This is a genomic window from Pseudogracilibacillus sp. SE30717A (assembly GCF_037071985.1).
In the GTDB taxonomy this organism is placed as follows: domain Bacteria; phylum Bacillota; class Bacilli; order Bacillales; family Amphibacillaceae; genus Pseudogracilibacillus.
In genome coordinates this window covers 1-13,800 of the sequence record NZ_JAXHDF010000018.1, presented here as the reverse complement: position 1 = coordinate 13,800, position 13,800 = coordinate 1, and the positions used below count along the sequence as shown (strand labels likewise).

Annotated in this window: 25 protein-coding genes; all 25 read left to right on the top strand. The window is 37.3% G+C overall.

The genetic code is table 11. From position 1 onward, the window contains the following. Positions 1–24 precede the first annotated feature (24 nt). The 25 genes from rplN to rpsI all read left to right on the top strand — a co-directional run bounded on the left by rplN (position 25) and on the right by rpsI (position 13,745). The gene (gene rplN, locus SPD48_RS19510) at positions 25–393 is read left to right on the top strand and encodes a 50S ribosomal protein L14 (RefSeq protein WP_336259819.1); all 369 of its coding nucleotides are present in this window, start codon (positions 25–27) and stop codon (positions 391–393) included. 44 nt (positions 394–437) lie between these two features. After that, on the top strand, positions 438–749 hold the full coding sequence (gene rplX / locus SPD48_RS19505) for a 50S ribosomal protein L24 (RefSeq protein WP_336259858.1): 312 nt from the start codon (positions 438–440) through the stop codon (positions 747–749). 20 nt (positions 750–769) lie between these two features. Further along, a complete protein-coding gene (gene rplE / locus SPD48_RS19500; protein ID WP_336259818.1) occupies positions 770–1,309 on the top strand; it encodes a 50S ribosomal protein L5 in 540 nt (179 codons plus the stop codon). Positions 1,310–1,339: 30 nt separating this feature from the next. Next, a complete protein-coding gene (locus SPD48_RS19495; protein WP_147670297.1) occupies positions 1,340–1,525 on the top strand; it encodes a type Z 30S ribosomal protein S14 in 186 nt (61 codons plus the stop codon). 29 nt (positions 1,526–1,554) lie between these two features. Then, positions 1,555–1,953, top strand: a complete 399-nt coding sequence (gene rpsH, locus SPD48_RS19490; protein ID WP_336259817.1) for a 30S ribosomal protein S8 — start codon at positions 1,555–1,557, stop codon at positions 1,951–1,953. Between the two features lie 30 nt (positions 1,954–1,983). Next, positions 1,984–2,520, top strand: coding sequence for a 50S ribosomal protein L6 (rplF, locus tag SPD48_RS19485; protein WP_336259816.1), 537 nt, complete (start codon positions 1,984–1,986; stop codon positions 2,518–2,520). A 30-nt stretch (positions 2,521–2,550) separates the two neighbouring features. Next, on the top strand, positions 2,551–2,913 hold the full coding sequence (rplR, locus tag SPD48_RS19480) for a 50S ribosomal protein L18 (protein ID WP_336259815.1): 363 nt from the start codon (positions 2,551–2,553) through the stop codon (positions 2,911–2,913). Between the two features lie 34 nt (positions 2,914–2,947). Beyond that, a complete protein-coding gene (gene rpsE, locus SPD48_RS19475; protein WP_336259857.1) occupies positions 2,948–3,445 on the top strand; it encodes a 30S ribosomal protein S5 in 498 nt (165 codons plus the stop codon). Between the two features lie 15 nt (positions 3,446–3,460). Continuing rightward, positions 3,461–3,643: a 50S ribosomal protein L30 gene (gene rpmD, locus SPD48_RS19470; protein WP_336259814.1), complete on the top strand. Its 183-nt coding sequence runs from the start codon at positions 3,461–3,463 to the stop codon at positions 3,641–3,643. Between the two features lie 29 nt (positions 3,644–3,672). After that, entirely contained in the window at positions 3,673–4,113 is a 441-nt protein-coding gene (rplO, locus tag SPD48_RS19465; RefSeq protein ID WP_336259813.1) for a 50S ribosomal protein L15, read from the top strand. Next, complete coding sequence (secY, locus tag SPD48_RS19460) at positions 4,113–5,408, top strand: preprotein translocase subunit SecY (RefSeq protein WP_336259812.1); 1,296 nt, start codon at positions 4,113–4,115, stop codon at positions 5,406–5,408. Before rplO ends, secY begins: the two co-directional genes overlap by 1 nt. A 35-nt stretch (positions 5,409–5,443) precedes the next feature. Continuing rightward, the gene (locus SPD48_RS19455) at positions 5,444–6,088 is read left to right on the top strand and encodes an adenylate kinase (RefSeq protein WP_336259811.1); all 645 of its coding nucleotides are present in this window, start codon (positions 5,444–5,446) and stop codon (positions 6,086–6,088) included. 43 nt (positions 6,089–6,131) lie between these two features. Continuing rightward, complete coding sequence (locus SPD48_RS19450) at positions 6,132–6,452, top strand: KOW domain-containing RNA-binding protein (RefSeq protein ID WP_336259810.1); 321 nt, start codon at positions 6,132–6,134, stop codon at positions 6,450–6,452. After that, positions 6,445–6,663 carry a translation initiation factor IF-1 gene (gene infA, locus SPD48_RS19445; protein ID WP_336259809.1) on the top strand — a complete coding sequence of 73 codons (219 nt, stop codon included), beginning with the start codon at positions 6,445–6,447 and terminating at the stop codon, positions 6,661–6,663. Before SPD48_RS19450 ends, infA begins: the two co-directional genes overlap by 8 nt. A 33-nt stretch (positions 6,664–6,696) precedes the next feature. Next, positions 6,697–6,810: a 50S ribosomal protein L36 gene (gene rpmJ, locus SPD48_RS19440; RefSeq protein ID WP_110396535.1), complete on the top strand. Its 114-nt coding sequence runs from the start codon at positions 6,697–6,699 to the stop codon at positions 6,808–6,810. A 22-nt stretch (positions 6,811–6,832) separates the two neighbouring features. Then, positions 6,833–7,198 carry a 30S ribosomal protein S13 gene (gene rpsM, locus SPD48_RS19435; RefSeq protein ID WP_336259808.1) on the top strand — a complete coding sequence of 122 codons (366 nt, stop codon included), beginning with the start codon at positions 6,833–6,835 and terminating at the stop codon, positions 7,196–7,198. Between the two features lie 24 nt (positions 7,199–7,222). Next, positions 7,223–7,615: a 30S ribosomal protein S11 gene (rpsK, locus tag SPD48_RS19430; protein ID WP_336259807.1), complete on the top strand. Its 393-nt coding sequence runs from the start codon at positions 7,223–7,225 to the stop codon at positions 7,613–7,615. 228 nt (positions 7,616–7,843) lie between these two features. Then, the gene (locus tag SPD48_RS19425) at positions 7,844–8,788 is read left to right on the top strand and encodes a DNA-directed RNA polymerase subunit alpha (RefSeq protein ID WP_336259806.1); all 945 of its coding nucleotides are present in this window, start codon (positions 7,844–7,846) and stop codon (positions 8,786–8,788) included. 44 nt (positions 8,789–8,832) lie between these two features. Then, positions 8,833–9,231, top strand: a complete 399-nt coding sequence (rplQ, locus tag SPD48_RS19420; RefSeq protein WP_336259805.1) for a 50S ribosomal protein L17 — start codon at positions 8,833–8,835, stop codon at positions 9,229–9,231. 265 nt (positions 9,232–9,496) lie between these two features. Beyond that, on the top strand, positions 9,497–10,333 hold the full coding sequence (locus SPD48_RS19415) for an energy-coupling factor ABC transporter ATP-binding protein (RefSeq protein WP_336259804.1): 837 nt from the start codon (positions 9,497–9,499) through the stop codon (positions 10,331–10,333). Beyond that, positions 10,309–11,160 (top strand): energy-coupling factor ABC transporter ATP-binding protein, encoded by an 852-nt coding sequence (locus tag SPD48_RS19410; protein ID WP_336259803.1) that lies wholly within the window; start codon positions 10,309–10,311, stop codon positions 11,158–11,160. Before SPD48_RS19415 ends, SPD48_RS19410 begins: the two co-directional genes overlap by 25 nt. Before the next feature lie 14 nt (positions 11,161–11,174). Further along, positions 11,175–11,972, top strand: a complete 798-nt coding sequence (locus SPD48_RS19405) for an energy-coupling factor transporter transmembrane component T family protein (RefSeq protein ID WP_336259802.1) — start codon at positions 11,175–11,177, stop codon at positions 11,970–11,972. A 15-nt stretch (positions 11,973–11,987) separates the two neighbouring features. Beyond that, positions 11,988–12,731, top strand: a complete 744-nt coding sequence (gene truA / locus SPD48_RS19400; RefSeq protein WP_336259801.1) for a tRNA pseudouridine(38-40) synthase TruA — start codon at positions 11,988–11,990, stop codon at positions 12,729–12,731. Positions 12,732–12,896: 165 nt separating this feature from the next. Next, positions 12,897–13,334, top strand: a complete 438-nt coding sequence (gene rplM / locus SPD48_RS19395; protein ID WP_336259800.1) for a 50S ribosomal protein L13 — start codon at positions 12,897–12,899, stop codon at positions 13,332–13,334. A gap of 18 nt (positions 13,335–13,352) precedes the next feature. Further along, complete coding sequence (rpsI, locus tag SPD48_RS19390) at positions 13,353–13,745, top strand: 30S ribosomal protein S9 (protein ID WP_336259799.1); 393 nt, start codon at positions 13,353–13,355, stop codon at positions 13,743–13,745. Positions 13,746–13,800: the final 55 nt, after the last annotated feature.

Sequence of the window (13,800 nt, the reverse complement as noted above, 5' to 3'; positions counted from 1 at the left end):
GATTCCGAGGGGAGGTAAAGTTTTATGATACAACAAGAGAGTCGTTTGAAAATTGCTGATAACTCTGGTGCTCGTGAAGTTTTGACAATCAAAGTATTAGGTGGTACTGGTAAGAAAACTGCTAATATTGGTGATGTAATTGTTTGTACAGTCAAACAAGCAACACCTGGTGGCGTTGTCAAAAAAGGTGAAGTAGTAAGAGCGGTAATTGTGCGTACTAAAACAGGAGCACGTCGTAAAGATGGTTCATATATCCGTTTTGATGAAAACGCAGCTGTAATCATTCGTGACGATAAAAGTCCAAGAGGAACGCGTATTTTTGGACCAGTAGCACGTGAACTTCGTGATGCTAAGTTTATGAAAATCGTATCTCTAGCTCCAGAAGTACTGTAATGATCTGTGATATAAATTAGTGCATAACAGGAGGTGCGTTAATGATGCATGTGAAAAAAGGCGATAAAGTTAAAGTTCTTTCAGGAAAAGATCGAGGCAAACAAGGAACTATTTTAGAAGCATATCCTAAAAATGATCGCGTGCTTGTTGAGGGAGTAAACATGGTGAAAAAACATGCGAAACCATCCCAAGATAATCCACAAGGTGGAATTTTAAATCAGGAAGCTCCGATTCACGTTTCAAATGTGTTACCTATTGATCCTAAATCTGGAGAACCTACACGAGTTGGATATGAAATACGAGATGGCAAAAAAGTCCGGATCGCTAAAAAGTCTGGTGAACCTTTAGATAAATAGAGCGAAAGGAGGGTGACAAAATGAACGAATTAAAACAAATCTATCAAGAAAAAATTGTACCATCAATGATGGAGAAATTTGAATATAAATCTGTTATGCAAGTACCAAAGATTGAGAAAATTATTATTAACATGGGTGTTGGTGACGCAGTTCAAAACTCTAAACTTTTAGACAACGCGGTTGAAGAATTAACATTAATCGCGGGACAAAAGCCTGTTGTTACTCGTGCTAAAAATTCAATTGCAGGATTCCGTTTACGTGAAGGAATGCCAATTGGAACGAAAGTAACATTACGAGGCGAAAGAATGTATGAGTTTTTACAAAAACTTATTCGTGTAGCATTACCTCGTGTACGTGACTTTAGAGGTATCTCAAACAAAGCGTTTGATGGAAGAGGTAACTACACACTAGGTGTGAAAGAACAGCTCATTTTCCCTGAAATCGACTATGATAAAGTAAATAAAGTACGTGGAATGGACATTGCGATCGTAACTACTTCAAACACAGATGAAGAAGCACGTGAACTATTAACACAGTTTGGAATGCCATTTCAAAAATAAGTACGGAACTTAATGCAAGGAGGAAAATTTGTGGCTAAAAAATCGATGATAGCGAAACAAAAACGCCCACAGAAGTTTAAAGTTCGTGAATATACACGTTGTGAACGTTGTGGCCGTCCGCATTCAGTAATACGTAAATTTAAATTATGCCGAATTTGTTTTCGTGAACTTGCCCATAAGGGTCAAATTCCTGGTGTTAAAAAAGCTAGTTGGTAATCGTAAATTCGGGAAGGAGGTAATGATTAATGGTAATGACAGACCCAATCGCAGATATGCTTACACGCATTCGAAACGCAAACGTTGTGCGTCATGAGAAATTAGAACTGCCATCATCCAAAGTAAAAGCTGAAATAGCCAATATTTTAAAACGTGAAGGTTATGTTCGTGATTATGAAGTAATTGAAGATAACAAACAAGGTATTCTTCGTATCTTTTTAAAGTATGGTGCTAATGATGAACGTGTAATTACAGGTATAAAAAGAATTAGTAAACCAGGTTTACGAGTATACGCAAAAGCTGATGAAGTACCAAGAGTACTTAATGGTTTAGGAACAGCAATCGTATCCACATCAAAAGGTGTGTTGTCGGATAAAGAAGCGCGTGCACAAGCAGTTGGTGGAGAAGTACTAGCGTATATTTGGTAAAATGAATGGTTTATATAGGAGGTGGAGTGAATGTCACGAATTGGCTTAAGACCAATTGAAGTCCCTGAGGGTGTTGAAATTAAACTTGAAGACAACACTTTTCATGTAAAAGGACCAAAAGGAGAGTTAAGCAGAACTCTTTCCGAGGCTATGAAAATTAATATAGATGATAAAACAATTACGGTTGAAAGAAAAGATGACGATAAAGAGAGCCGTTCTTTACACGGTACTACTCGTAGCTTAATTTTCAATATGATTGAAGGAGTTTCTAAAGGATTCCAAAAAGAATTAGAAATTATTGGGGTAGGTTACCGTGCTCAGAAACAAGGAAATAAACTTGTTGTCAGCGCAGGATATTCTCATCCAGTTGAAATTGAACAAGAAGAAAATATCGAATTTGACGTACCTAAAAATACGGAAATTATCGTCAAAGGTATTGATAAAGAACGTGTTGGTGCAGTAGCAGCTAACATTAGAGCAATTCGTTCACCTGAACCTTATAAAGGAAAAGGAATTCGTTACAAAGGCGAATATGTACGTCGTAAAGAGGGTAAAACTGCTAAGTAAAGTGTATAGGTTGAAAGGAGTGGCAACTAAATGATCACAAAACCTAGTAAAAACTATGTTCGTAAAAGAATTCACGGACGAGTACGTAAAAAAGTTAGTGGAACGGAAAGTCGTCCGCGTTTGAACGTATTTCGCTCCAATAAAAATATTTATGCACAATTAATTGATGACGAAAAAGGTGTTACATTAGTTAGTGCAAATACAAAAGAAAAAGATTTGAATTTAGAATCTACAAACAATCTCGCAGCAGCAGAACAAGTCGGAAAACTAGTAGCAGAGCGTGCGATTGAAAAAGGATATAAATCAATAGTATTTGATCGTGGCGGTTATATTTATCACGGACGTGTAAAGGCTCTTGCAGAAGCAGCTCGTGAAGCAGGCTTAGAATTTTAATTAAAAAGGAGGGACGTTTGCGTTGAATAATAACATGAACATTGACACGAATAAAATGGATCTTGAAGAACGTGTAGTTACAGTAAATCGTGTAGCAAAAGTAGTAAAAGGTGGACGTCGTTTTCGTTTTGCAGCAGTCGTTGTTGTAGGCGATAAAAACGGACACGTTGGATTTGGTACAGGTAAAGCACTAGAAGTTCCTGAAGCAATTAAAAAAGCAATTGATAATGCTAAAAAGAATCTAATTAAAGTACCTATTGTTGGAACAACTATCCCACATGAGATTAATGGACAATTTGGCTCAGGTAACGTATTGATGAAACCAGCAGCAGAAGGTACTGGAGTTATCTCCGGTGGACCTGTCCGTGCGGTATTAGAGTTAGCTGGTGTTGGTGATATCTTAACAAAATCATTAGGTTCAAACAATCCAATTAATATGATTCGCGCAACAATTAATGGATTAGATAGCCTAAAAACAGCTGAAGATGTTGCTAAATTACGTGGGAAATCTGTCGAAGAGTTATTAGGATAAGGAGGGAATGACAAAATGTCTAAACAATTAGAAATCACCCTCAAACGTAGTGTTATCGGTAGAAAAGAAAATCAAGTAAAAACAGTTCGTACATTAGGGCTTAAAAAAATTAATGATACTGTCGTTCAAAACGATACACCAGCTATTCGAGGAATGATTAACAAAGTATCTCATTTAGTTGCGGTAAAAGAACTGTAAAATTAGCTTTTTATAAAGGAGGCGCGAATATGAAACTTCATGAGTTAAAGTCAAATGAAGGAAGTCGTACGACTCGCAAACGTGTTGGTCGTGGAATGGCATCTGGTCATGGTAAAACTTCCGGAAAAGGTCATAAAGGACAAAAAGCTCGTTCAGGTGGCGGTGTACGCCTTGGATTTGAAGGAGGACAAACACCTTTATTCCAACGCTTACCGAAACGTGGATTTACAAATATCAACAAGAAAGACTATGCAATTGTAAATTTAGATACCTTAAACCGTTTTGACGAAGACACTGAAATTACACCAGAACTACTGCTTGAAAAAGGCGTAGTCAGCAAAGTAAAATCAGGTATAAAGGTACTAGGAAATGGTACGTTAGATAAGAAGTTGAACGTGAAGGCTCATAAATTTTCAACTGCAGCAAAGGAAGCAATTGAGGCGGCAGGCGGAAAAACCGAGGTGATCTAATGTTTCGTACAATCTCTAATTTCATGCGAATCGCAGATATAAGAAAAAAGATTGTCTTTACATTATTAATGCTCGTTATTTTCCGGATCGGTACATTTATCCCGGTTCCTTATACAGACAGAGAAGCAATTGACTTCATGAACCAACAAAATGTTTTTGGATTTCTAAATACATTTGGTGGGGGAGCTTTGCAAAACTTTTCTATTCTAGCAATGGGAATCATGCCATATATTACTGCTTCAATTATTATGCAGTTATTACAAATGGATGTAGTACCTAAGTTTACAGAGTGGAAAAAACAAGGGGAAATGGGGCGTAAGAAAATAGCCCAAGTAACCCGATACGGAACGATTGTTCTTGCATTTGTTCAGGCTATTGCAATGTCCATCGGATTTAACGCAATGGCCGGAGGATTATTAATTGAAGATCCTAACATTACAAAAATACTAGTGATCGCTGTTGTTTTAACAAGCGGAACTGCATTCTTAATGTGGCTAGGTGAACAAATTACAGCAAACGGTGTTGGAAATGGAATTTCTATTATTATCTTTGCTGGAATTGTAGCTGCAGTCCCTAACGGAGTTAAGCAGTTGTACAGTCAGTTTTTTATAAATCCTGGAGCAGATCTCTTTATTAACATCGTGATCGTGGCTTTAATTCTTTTAGTCGTTTTAGCTGTTATTGTAGGAGTTATTTATATTCAACAGGCTGAACGTAAAATACCAATTCAGTATGCTAAAAAATTAGTCAATCGTTCTCCAGTTGGTGGTCACTCCACTCACTTACCATTAAAGGTAAACGCAGCAGGTGTGATTCCGGTAATCTTTGCAATTGCTTTTATTGTAGCGCCTAGAACAGTAGCAAGCTTTTTTGAAGGAAGTAAGGCAGCTAAATATATTGAAATGGTATTTGATTATACCCAACCTATTGGAATGGTACTCTATGTCGTTTTAATTATAGCTTTCACTTATTTTTATACATTTGTTCAAGTTAATCCAGAGCAAATGGCTGAAAACCTTCAAAAACAAGGCGGTTATATTCCTGGTATTAGACCGGGCCGAAATACAGAGACTTATTTAACACGTGTGATGTATCGTTTGACATTTGTCGGTTCAATCTTCTTGGCAACTGTTTCGGTGTTACCTATTCTTTTAGGAGGTCTTGCGAAACTTCCTACAGCAGTCCAAATTGGTGGAACCAGTCTACTAATCGTTGTTGGTGTAGCACTACAAACAATGAAACAGTTAGAGAGTCAATTAGTTAAACGACACTATAAAGGATTTATTAGATCCTAAAGCAGTGTTAAACTAAGAGAGTGAGGAGAAAGGCATTGCAACTTATCTTAATGGGATTACCTGGAGCTGGAAAAGGAACACAAGCTGAAAAGATAAAGGATCAATATAATATCCCGCATATTTCAACTGGTGATATGTTCCGATTAGCGATTAAAGAAGGCACTGAGCTCGGTATCAAAGCAAAAGGTTATATGGACGAAGGTGCACTCGTTCCGGATGAAGTAACAAATGGAATTGTTGAGGAACGTCTCAGTAAAGAAGATTGTAAGAATGGTTTTTTACTTGATGGTTTTCCAAGAACAATTCCACAGGCTAAAGCATTACAAGAGATTACAACGAGACTAAACCAAAAGCTTGATTATGTCATCCATGTAGATGTACCAGAAGAAAAGCTACTTGAGCGTTTAACAGGTAGAAGAGTTTGTCCTACTTGTGGAGCAACATATCATGTAGTTTACAATCCTCCTAAAGAAAAAGGTATTTGTGATAAAGACGGTACAGAACTAATTCAACGTGAAGATGATACAATAGAAACAGTACAAAAACGTTTAGCGGTGAATATTGAGCAAACAAAACCTCTTCTTGATTTTTATAATAAACAGGGTATTTTGGTAACAATCGATGGAGACCAAGCGATTGATAACGTATTTGAAGATATTCAAACAAGCATAAATAAATAACTACTTTGTTATTTAATTATCATGTAAATGAAGGTGATCGTTGTTGACAGAAGATAATTCGGTTCCGCAATTGGGGCAAATTGTTCGAGTTATTAAAGGTAGAGAACAAGATCAATATGCGATAATAATCGAGGTTATAGACGATCGTTTTGTTTTACTAGCAGATGGCGAAAAACGTAAATATGACCGGCCGAAGAAGAAAAACGTCAATCATATTGAGGAAACCGCCTATATCTCTAGTGAGGTTAGAAAAAGTCTTTTGGAGACTAATCGTGTCTCCAACGGAAAGTTACGATTTGCTCTTGCAAAATATGCTAAGGAAGTTGTGACTGATTTAGAGAAGGGAGACGGGCACGATGTCTAAAGACGATGTTATTGAAGTAGAAGGCGTTGTGACAGAAACATTACCCAACGCTATGTTTAATGTAGAACTGGAAAATGGGCATACGATTCTGGCGCATGTGTCTGGAAAAATTCGTATGCATTTCATCCGAATCTTACCAGGAGATAAAGTAACGGTAGAGTTATCACCTTATGATTTAACGAAAGGCCGTATCACGTATCGTTACAAATAGTGAGTAAGCTCCGATATTGAAGGAGGTAAAATGATGAAAGTAAGAGCATCAGTAAAACCAATTTGTGAAAAATGCAAAATCATCAGACGAAAAGGGAAAGTAATGGTAATTTGTGAAAACCCTAAGCATAAGCAAAAACAAGGATAATCTTTTGGAGGTGAATTAACGTATGGCACGTATTGCAGGAATTGATATTCCAAGAGATAAACGAATCGTTATTGCGTTAACGTCTATCTATGGAATTGGTAAAACAAGTGCACAGAAAGTATTAGAAGAAGCAGGCGTTTCAGAAGATACACGTGTTCGTGACTTAACAGAAGAAGAACTTGGTAAAATCCGTCAAGCTGTAAACAATTACACTATTGAAGGGGATTTACGCCGTGAGGTTTCTTTAAATATTAAACGTTTAACAGAGATCGGTTCATATCGAGGAGTTAGACACCGTAGAGGGTTACCATTACGTGGTCAGAAAACGAAAAACAACTCTCGTACACGTAAAGGCCCACGCCGAGCAGTTGCAGGGAAAAAAGACTAAATTAAAAGGAGGTAATGAACTAATATGGCTCGTAAAACAAATGCACCACGTAAACGTCGTGTGAAAAAGACAATTGAATCAGGGATTGCACATATTCATTCCACTTTCAACAATACAATCGTTACGATTTCAGATTTACAAGGAAACGTTATTGGGTGGAGTTCTGCTGGAGCATTAGGATTCAAAGGTTCTCGTAAATCAACACCTTTCGCAGCACAAATGGCAGCTGAAACTGCAGCGAAATCAGCAATTGAAACAAACATGAAGAACTTAGAAGTGTCTGTTAAAGGTCCTGGTGCTGGTCGTGAAGCAGCAATCCGCTCATTACAAGCAGCTGGGCTCGAAATCACAGCAATTCGTGACGTAACACCAGTTCCACATAACGGATGTCGCCCACCAAAACGACGTCGTGTGTAATTATACCGTTTAGAATTTGTCACTCTGTCTATAATGGTAATATATGTTTATAAGAAGCAATTCAGTATGTATTTAAGAATTGGACAATTGAAGACATGAAACGCTTGATGAAAGTGATATACCTTTATAAACAGTACGAGAAAAAGACAAAGGTAATAATTAATAGATCTAAGTTAGAAAATCATTGTAACTTAGGTATATACGCGAGTTTAAGGAGGGCTTGATGGAATGATCGAGATTGAGAAACCAAATATTGAAACGGTTGAAGTAAGTGATGATGCTACATTTGGTAAATTTGTAGTTGAGCCGCTTGAGAGAGGATATGGTACTACTCTAGGTAACTCTTTACGCCGTATCCTTTTATCCTCACTTCCAGGTGCCGCGGTTACATCAGTTCAGATTGATGGTGCACTCCATGAATTCTCGACAGTTGATGGAGTTGTAGAAGATGTAACGACGATAATTTTAAATTTAAAGAAACTAGCTCTCAAAATTTATTCCGAAGATGTAAAAACACTAGAAATCGATGCACAAGGAGAAGGCGTAATTACAGCTGCTGATTTAACATATGATAGTGACGTGGAGATTTTAAATCCAGAATTACCTATCGCAACTTTAAATAGTAGCGGAAAGCTATATATGAAAATTACAGCTGAACGTGGCCGTGGTTATCGTACGGCTGAAGAGAACAAAACGGAAAACCAACCAATTGGCGTTATTCCAGTTGATTCTATTTTTACACCTGTTTCTCGTGTATCTTATCAAGTGGAAAATACACGTATTGGTCAAAGCTCAAACTATGATAAATTGACGTTTGATGTATGGACAAACGGAAGTATCCGTCCTGAAGAAGCAGTTTCTTTAGGAGCGAAAGTATTTACAGAACATCTTAATATTTTCGTTAGTCTAACAGATGACGCGCAAAAAGCAGAAATCATGGTTGAGAAAGAAGAAGACCAAAAAGAAAAAGTACTAGAAATGACAATTGAAGAGTTAGACTTGTCCGTTCGATCGTATAACTGCCTAAAGCGCGCAGGAATTAACACGGTACAAGAACTGTCAACAAAGACAGAAGAAGACATGATGAAAGTGCGTAACTTAGGTCGAAAATCGCTAGATGAAGTGAAAAACAAATTAGCCGAACTTGATTTAAGTTTACGTAGTGACGATTAATAATAGCAAATAAAATCGTCATGAAGTGAAAAGGAGGGATACTCATGGCAAGAAAGTTAGGTCGTACTACAGACACTCGTTTAGCACTATTACGTAATCTAACAGCAGATGTAATTATTCATGAACGAGTTGAGACGACAGAAGCAAAAGCGAAAGAACTTAAAAAGACTGTCGACAAAATGGTTACTTTAGGAAAGCGCGGAGATCTGCATGCACGCAGACAAGCGGCATCCTTTTTATATAACAAAAAGACGGAAGATGACGAACAAGTCCTCCAAAAGCTTTTTGGTGAAATTGCTGAACGCTATGAGAATGTACAGGGTGGATACACTCGTGTTCTTAAATTAGGACCTCGTCGTGGTGACGGTGCTAATATGGCAATCATCGAATTAAGAAAACTGAAAGCAAACGAAACACCTGGAGGATCAGCTTCAGAAGCTTAATTATATAATCTAACAAACTGTAGTCGGTGATGTTTAGCCGTGAAATGGAAATACAGAACTGGAAAAGGGCAGGACAACGTCTCTAGTAGAGAGTGATCCAGGCCCTTTTTGTTTTATTTTTAAGTTTCCCCATATAAATTATTCTCCTATTAAAGAAAAACCATCACGAAAGATCAGATCACTTAGAGAAACAATGTTAATACGAGTAAACATGTACGATATCATGTATAATTGAGTCATAAAATGCGCGGGAGGCATGCAAGAGATGGAGTCTATAATTGAATTTAAAAATGTCTCTTTTCGCTACGGAGAAAATGCACCTTGGATATTACAAGACTGCAGTTTTACGATAAATGAAAATGAATCAATTGCTATCATTGGTCATAATGGTTCAGGAAAATCGACCATTGCTAAATTAATGAATGGATTATTATTTCCTCAAGAAGGGGAAATTTGGATAAATGGTAAACGATTAACAGAAGAATCCATCTGGGAAATACGTAAAGATGTCGGAATGGTTTTCCAAAATCCAGACAACCAATTTGTCGGAGCCACTGTACAAGATGATGTGGCATTTGGAATGGAAAATAGAGGGGTACCTCGGGAGGAAATGGAGAAACGGATCGAAAGCTCATTACAAGCGGTTCACATGACAGAGTATCGTTTAACAGAACCACATCGACTTTCCGGAGGTCAAAAACAGCGCGTAGCTATTGCTGGCGTTATTGCTGTTTCTCCAAAAGTATTAATCTTGGACGAGGCAACCGTTATGCTTGATCCAAAAGGAAGAACAGAGATCATGGAAACGATCACCCACCTCCAAAGACAGAAGGAATTATCTTTAATAACGATTACACATGATCTCCAAGAAGTAATCAAAGTAGAGCGTGTCATCGTTTTAAACAAAGGTAAAATTTGGGCGACAGGGAAACCTAGAGACGTGTTACAACGTGGAGACGAATTACAAAAAATTGGGCTCGACATTCCGTTTATTTCTGCTCTATCTCAAGAATTAAGAGAGCAGGGGATACACATGCGAAAAGATGTATTAACTTCAGAAGAAATGTTGGAGGAACTATGGACATTACATTCAAACAGGTGAGCTATACCTATCAGCCAAATACACCATTTGCTCATGAAGCGTTAAAAAATATTACGTTTCATATCCCTTCTGGAGCCTTCGTTGCCATTATTGGTCATACGGGATCGGGGAAATCCACATTAATTCAACACTTGAACGGATTGCTAACACCAACAACAGGAGAAGTTTCTGTCGGTAATCACTTACTTTCTAGTGAAAAAAAGTTAAAGGAAATGAAAAAGTTACGTAGTAAAGTAGGAGTCGTGTTTCAATATCCAGAACACCAATTATTCGAAGAAACAGTCGAAAAAGATATTGCTTTCGGTCCAGAAAATTTCGGAGTACCAGCAGAAACAATTAAAAAACGAATAAAAGAAATTTTACCAAAAGTTGGCCTATCCGATGACTTCTTAGAACGATCGCCTTTTGAATTAAGTGGCGGGCAAATGCGACGCGTAGCGATTGCTGGAGTTCTAGCATCCAAGCCCAATGTATACGTATTGGACGAACCAACAGCCGGACTTGACCCAAAAGGGCAAAAAGAAATTATGGATATGTTCTATCAATTGCATAAAGAAGAACAAGTAACAACTATTCTCGTCACTCACAGCATGGAGGACGCCCTTAAATACTCTGATTATCTGATTATTTTAAATAAAGGTGAAAAGTATATGGAAGGTCGCCCAGAAGAAATATTGACACAAGAAGAGGCTTTACAAAAGGTACATTTGCAAGTACCAGAGTCTTTCCAATTTTTGAAGCAATATAATGAAACATTTAACGCAACAATTCCTTTAACAAATCAAACACCGAAAGAAATTGCTGCACATATTAAGCAAACATTATAAGGGGCTTACTTTATATGGGTAATTCTATGATCATAGGTCAATTTGTTCCTGGAAATTCTTTAATTCATCGATTAGATCCACGAACAAAAATTATTATCATATTCTTTTATGTCATTGTTGTATTTTTTGCAAACAATGTAATGAGCTATAGCCTATTAACCATTTTTGTTGTGATAAGTATTATTTCGACATTTATCCCACTTCGTTTTATTGTAAAAGGGTTAACGCCAGTATGGTTTCTCATTATTTTTACATTTTTATTGCATTTATTCTTAACGAAAGAAGGTCCAGTAGTTTTTGAATTATTATCGGTGAAATTTCATCTCGGCGGTATTATTCAAGGACTAGTAATCTCTTTGCGATTTTGTTTACTAATTTTGATGACTTCTTTATTGACATTAACAACGACACCGATAGAGATTACAGACGCAATTGAAAGTTTACTCCATCCTTTAAATAAGGTAAAATTTCCGGTCCATGAACTTGCATTAATGATGTCGATTTCCCTACGCTTCATTCCTACACTAATGCAAGAAACAGACAAAATATCGAAGGCACAGGCATCCCGTGGGGTTGACTTTAGAACAGGGCCTGTAAAAGAACGGATTAAAGCAATCATTCCATTGCTCGTACCATTATTCGTTAGTGCGTTTAAACGGGCCGAAGAATTAGCCATGGCAATGGAAGCAAGAGGATATCAAGGTGGAGAAGGAAGAACAAAACTAAGGGAACTATCGTACCGTAAAAGAGATATCATTATTTTTATTATTTTTGTCCTTGTTGTCATTGGACTATTTATTGTGCGAAATTAAAAAGGGTGACGGAAAATGAAAAAATTAAAATGTACAATAAGTTATGATGGTACACATTTCTCTGGTTACCAAGTCCAACCGAATAAACGTACAGTCCAGCTTGAAATAGAACATGTGCTTAAACGAATTCATAAAGGAAAAAATATTCGTGTTTACGCATCTGGCCGCACCGATTCAGGTGTTCATGCAAAGGGACAAGTAATTCATTTTGAGACAGATCTTCAAATCCCAGTAGATAAGTGGAAAGATGCATTAAATGCAATAATACCTAAAGATATTTATGTGAAAAAGGTGGAAGAAGTATCACTCGACTTTCACGCGCAATATGATGCGATTGAAAAAGAGTATCGTTATTTTATTTTAAACAGTAAAGAACCAGACGTCTTTAAACGAAATTATATGTATTATTATCCGTTTCCGATAGACATAGACGCAATGCAAGAAGCGTGTAACTATTTGGAAGGAACACATGATTTTACTTCATTTTGCTCTGCCCGATCTAACGTAAAAGGAAGTAAGGAACGAACATTGTATGAAGTGAGTTGTCAAAAAGAGGGTAATGAACTTCAGTTTATATTACGAGGAAATGGTTTTTTGTATAATATGGTTCGAATCATTGTTGGAGTCTTATTAGACGTCGGGAGCGGTAAAATAACGGCTGCTGATATAGAAGCGATGTTAAAGCAGAAAGACCGTACTGCAGCTGGAATAACAGTGCCTCCGACAGGACTATTTCTCTGGGAAGTTTCCTATAGATAACCCGCTACGAAAATACGAAAAATGGTAGAGTATTGCTTGACAAACCTACTATACTTGATATATTATGGTGTATGGCAAACTATTTCTAATCCATAATTAGCCCCGGAAACTAATTGTGTGAATATAGATGAAAAGACTAGGAATGAATTTTTGGAGGGAAAAGAAATGCGCACAACTTTCATGGCAAATGATAACACTGTTGAACGCAAATGGTATGTTGTCGACGCTGAAGGCCAAAGACTTGGTCGTTTAGCTAGTGAAGTTGCTTCCATTCTTCGTGGAAAGCACAAGCCGACATATACGCCGCACGTAGATACAGGAGATAACGTAATTATCGTAAATGCAGAGAAAATTGAACTAACTGGAAATAAAATCAATGATAAAATGTATTACCGTCATTCTGGATATACTGGTGGTCTTAAAGAGCGTAATGCAAGCGAAATGAGAACGAACCACCCAGAAAAAATGCTTGAGATTGCAGTAAAAGGTATGCTTCCAAAAGGACCACTTGGACGTAAAATGTTTAAAAAATTACATGTTTACCGTGGACCAGAGCATAAAAACCAAGCACAACAACCAGAAGTTTACGAGCTTAAAGGATAATAAAGGGAGGTTAAACAATTGGCACAAGTACAATATTATGGAACAGGTCGTCGTAAAAAGTCAACAGCACGTGTACGTTTAGTACCGGGATCTGGCCGAGTAATTATAAATAATCGTGATGCGGAAGAATATTTCCCATATGATACACAACGTCTAATTTTAAAACAACCTTTAGTTGCAACTGAAACTGAAGGCACATATGATGTGTTAGTTAATGTTCACGGTGGAGGATTAACTGGTCAAGCAGGAGCAATCCGTCATGGTGTTGCTCGCGCACTACTTGAAGCAGACCCAGACTACCGCACAACATTAAAACGCGCAGGATTCTTAACACGTGACCCTAGAATGAAAGAACGTAAGAAATACGGTCTTAAAGGCGCACGTAGAGCTCCTCAGTTCTCAAAACGTTAATATTGAAATATCTCTATCTTTACAAGAAAACCCATTTACCAATATCGGTAAATGG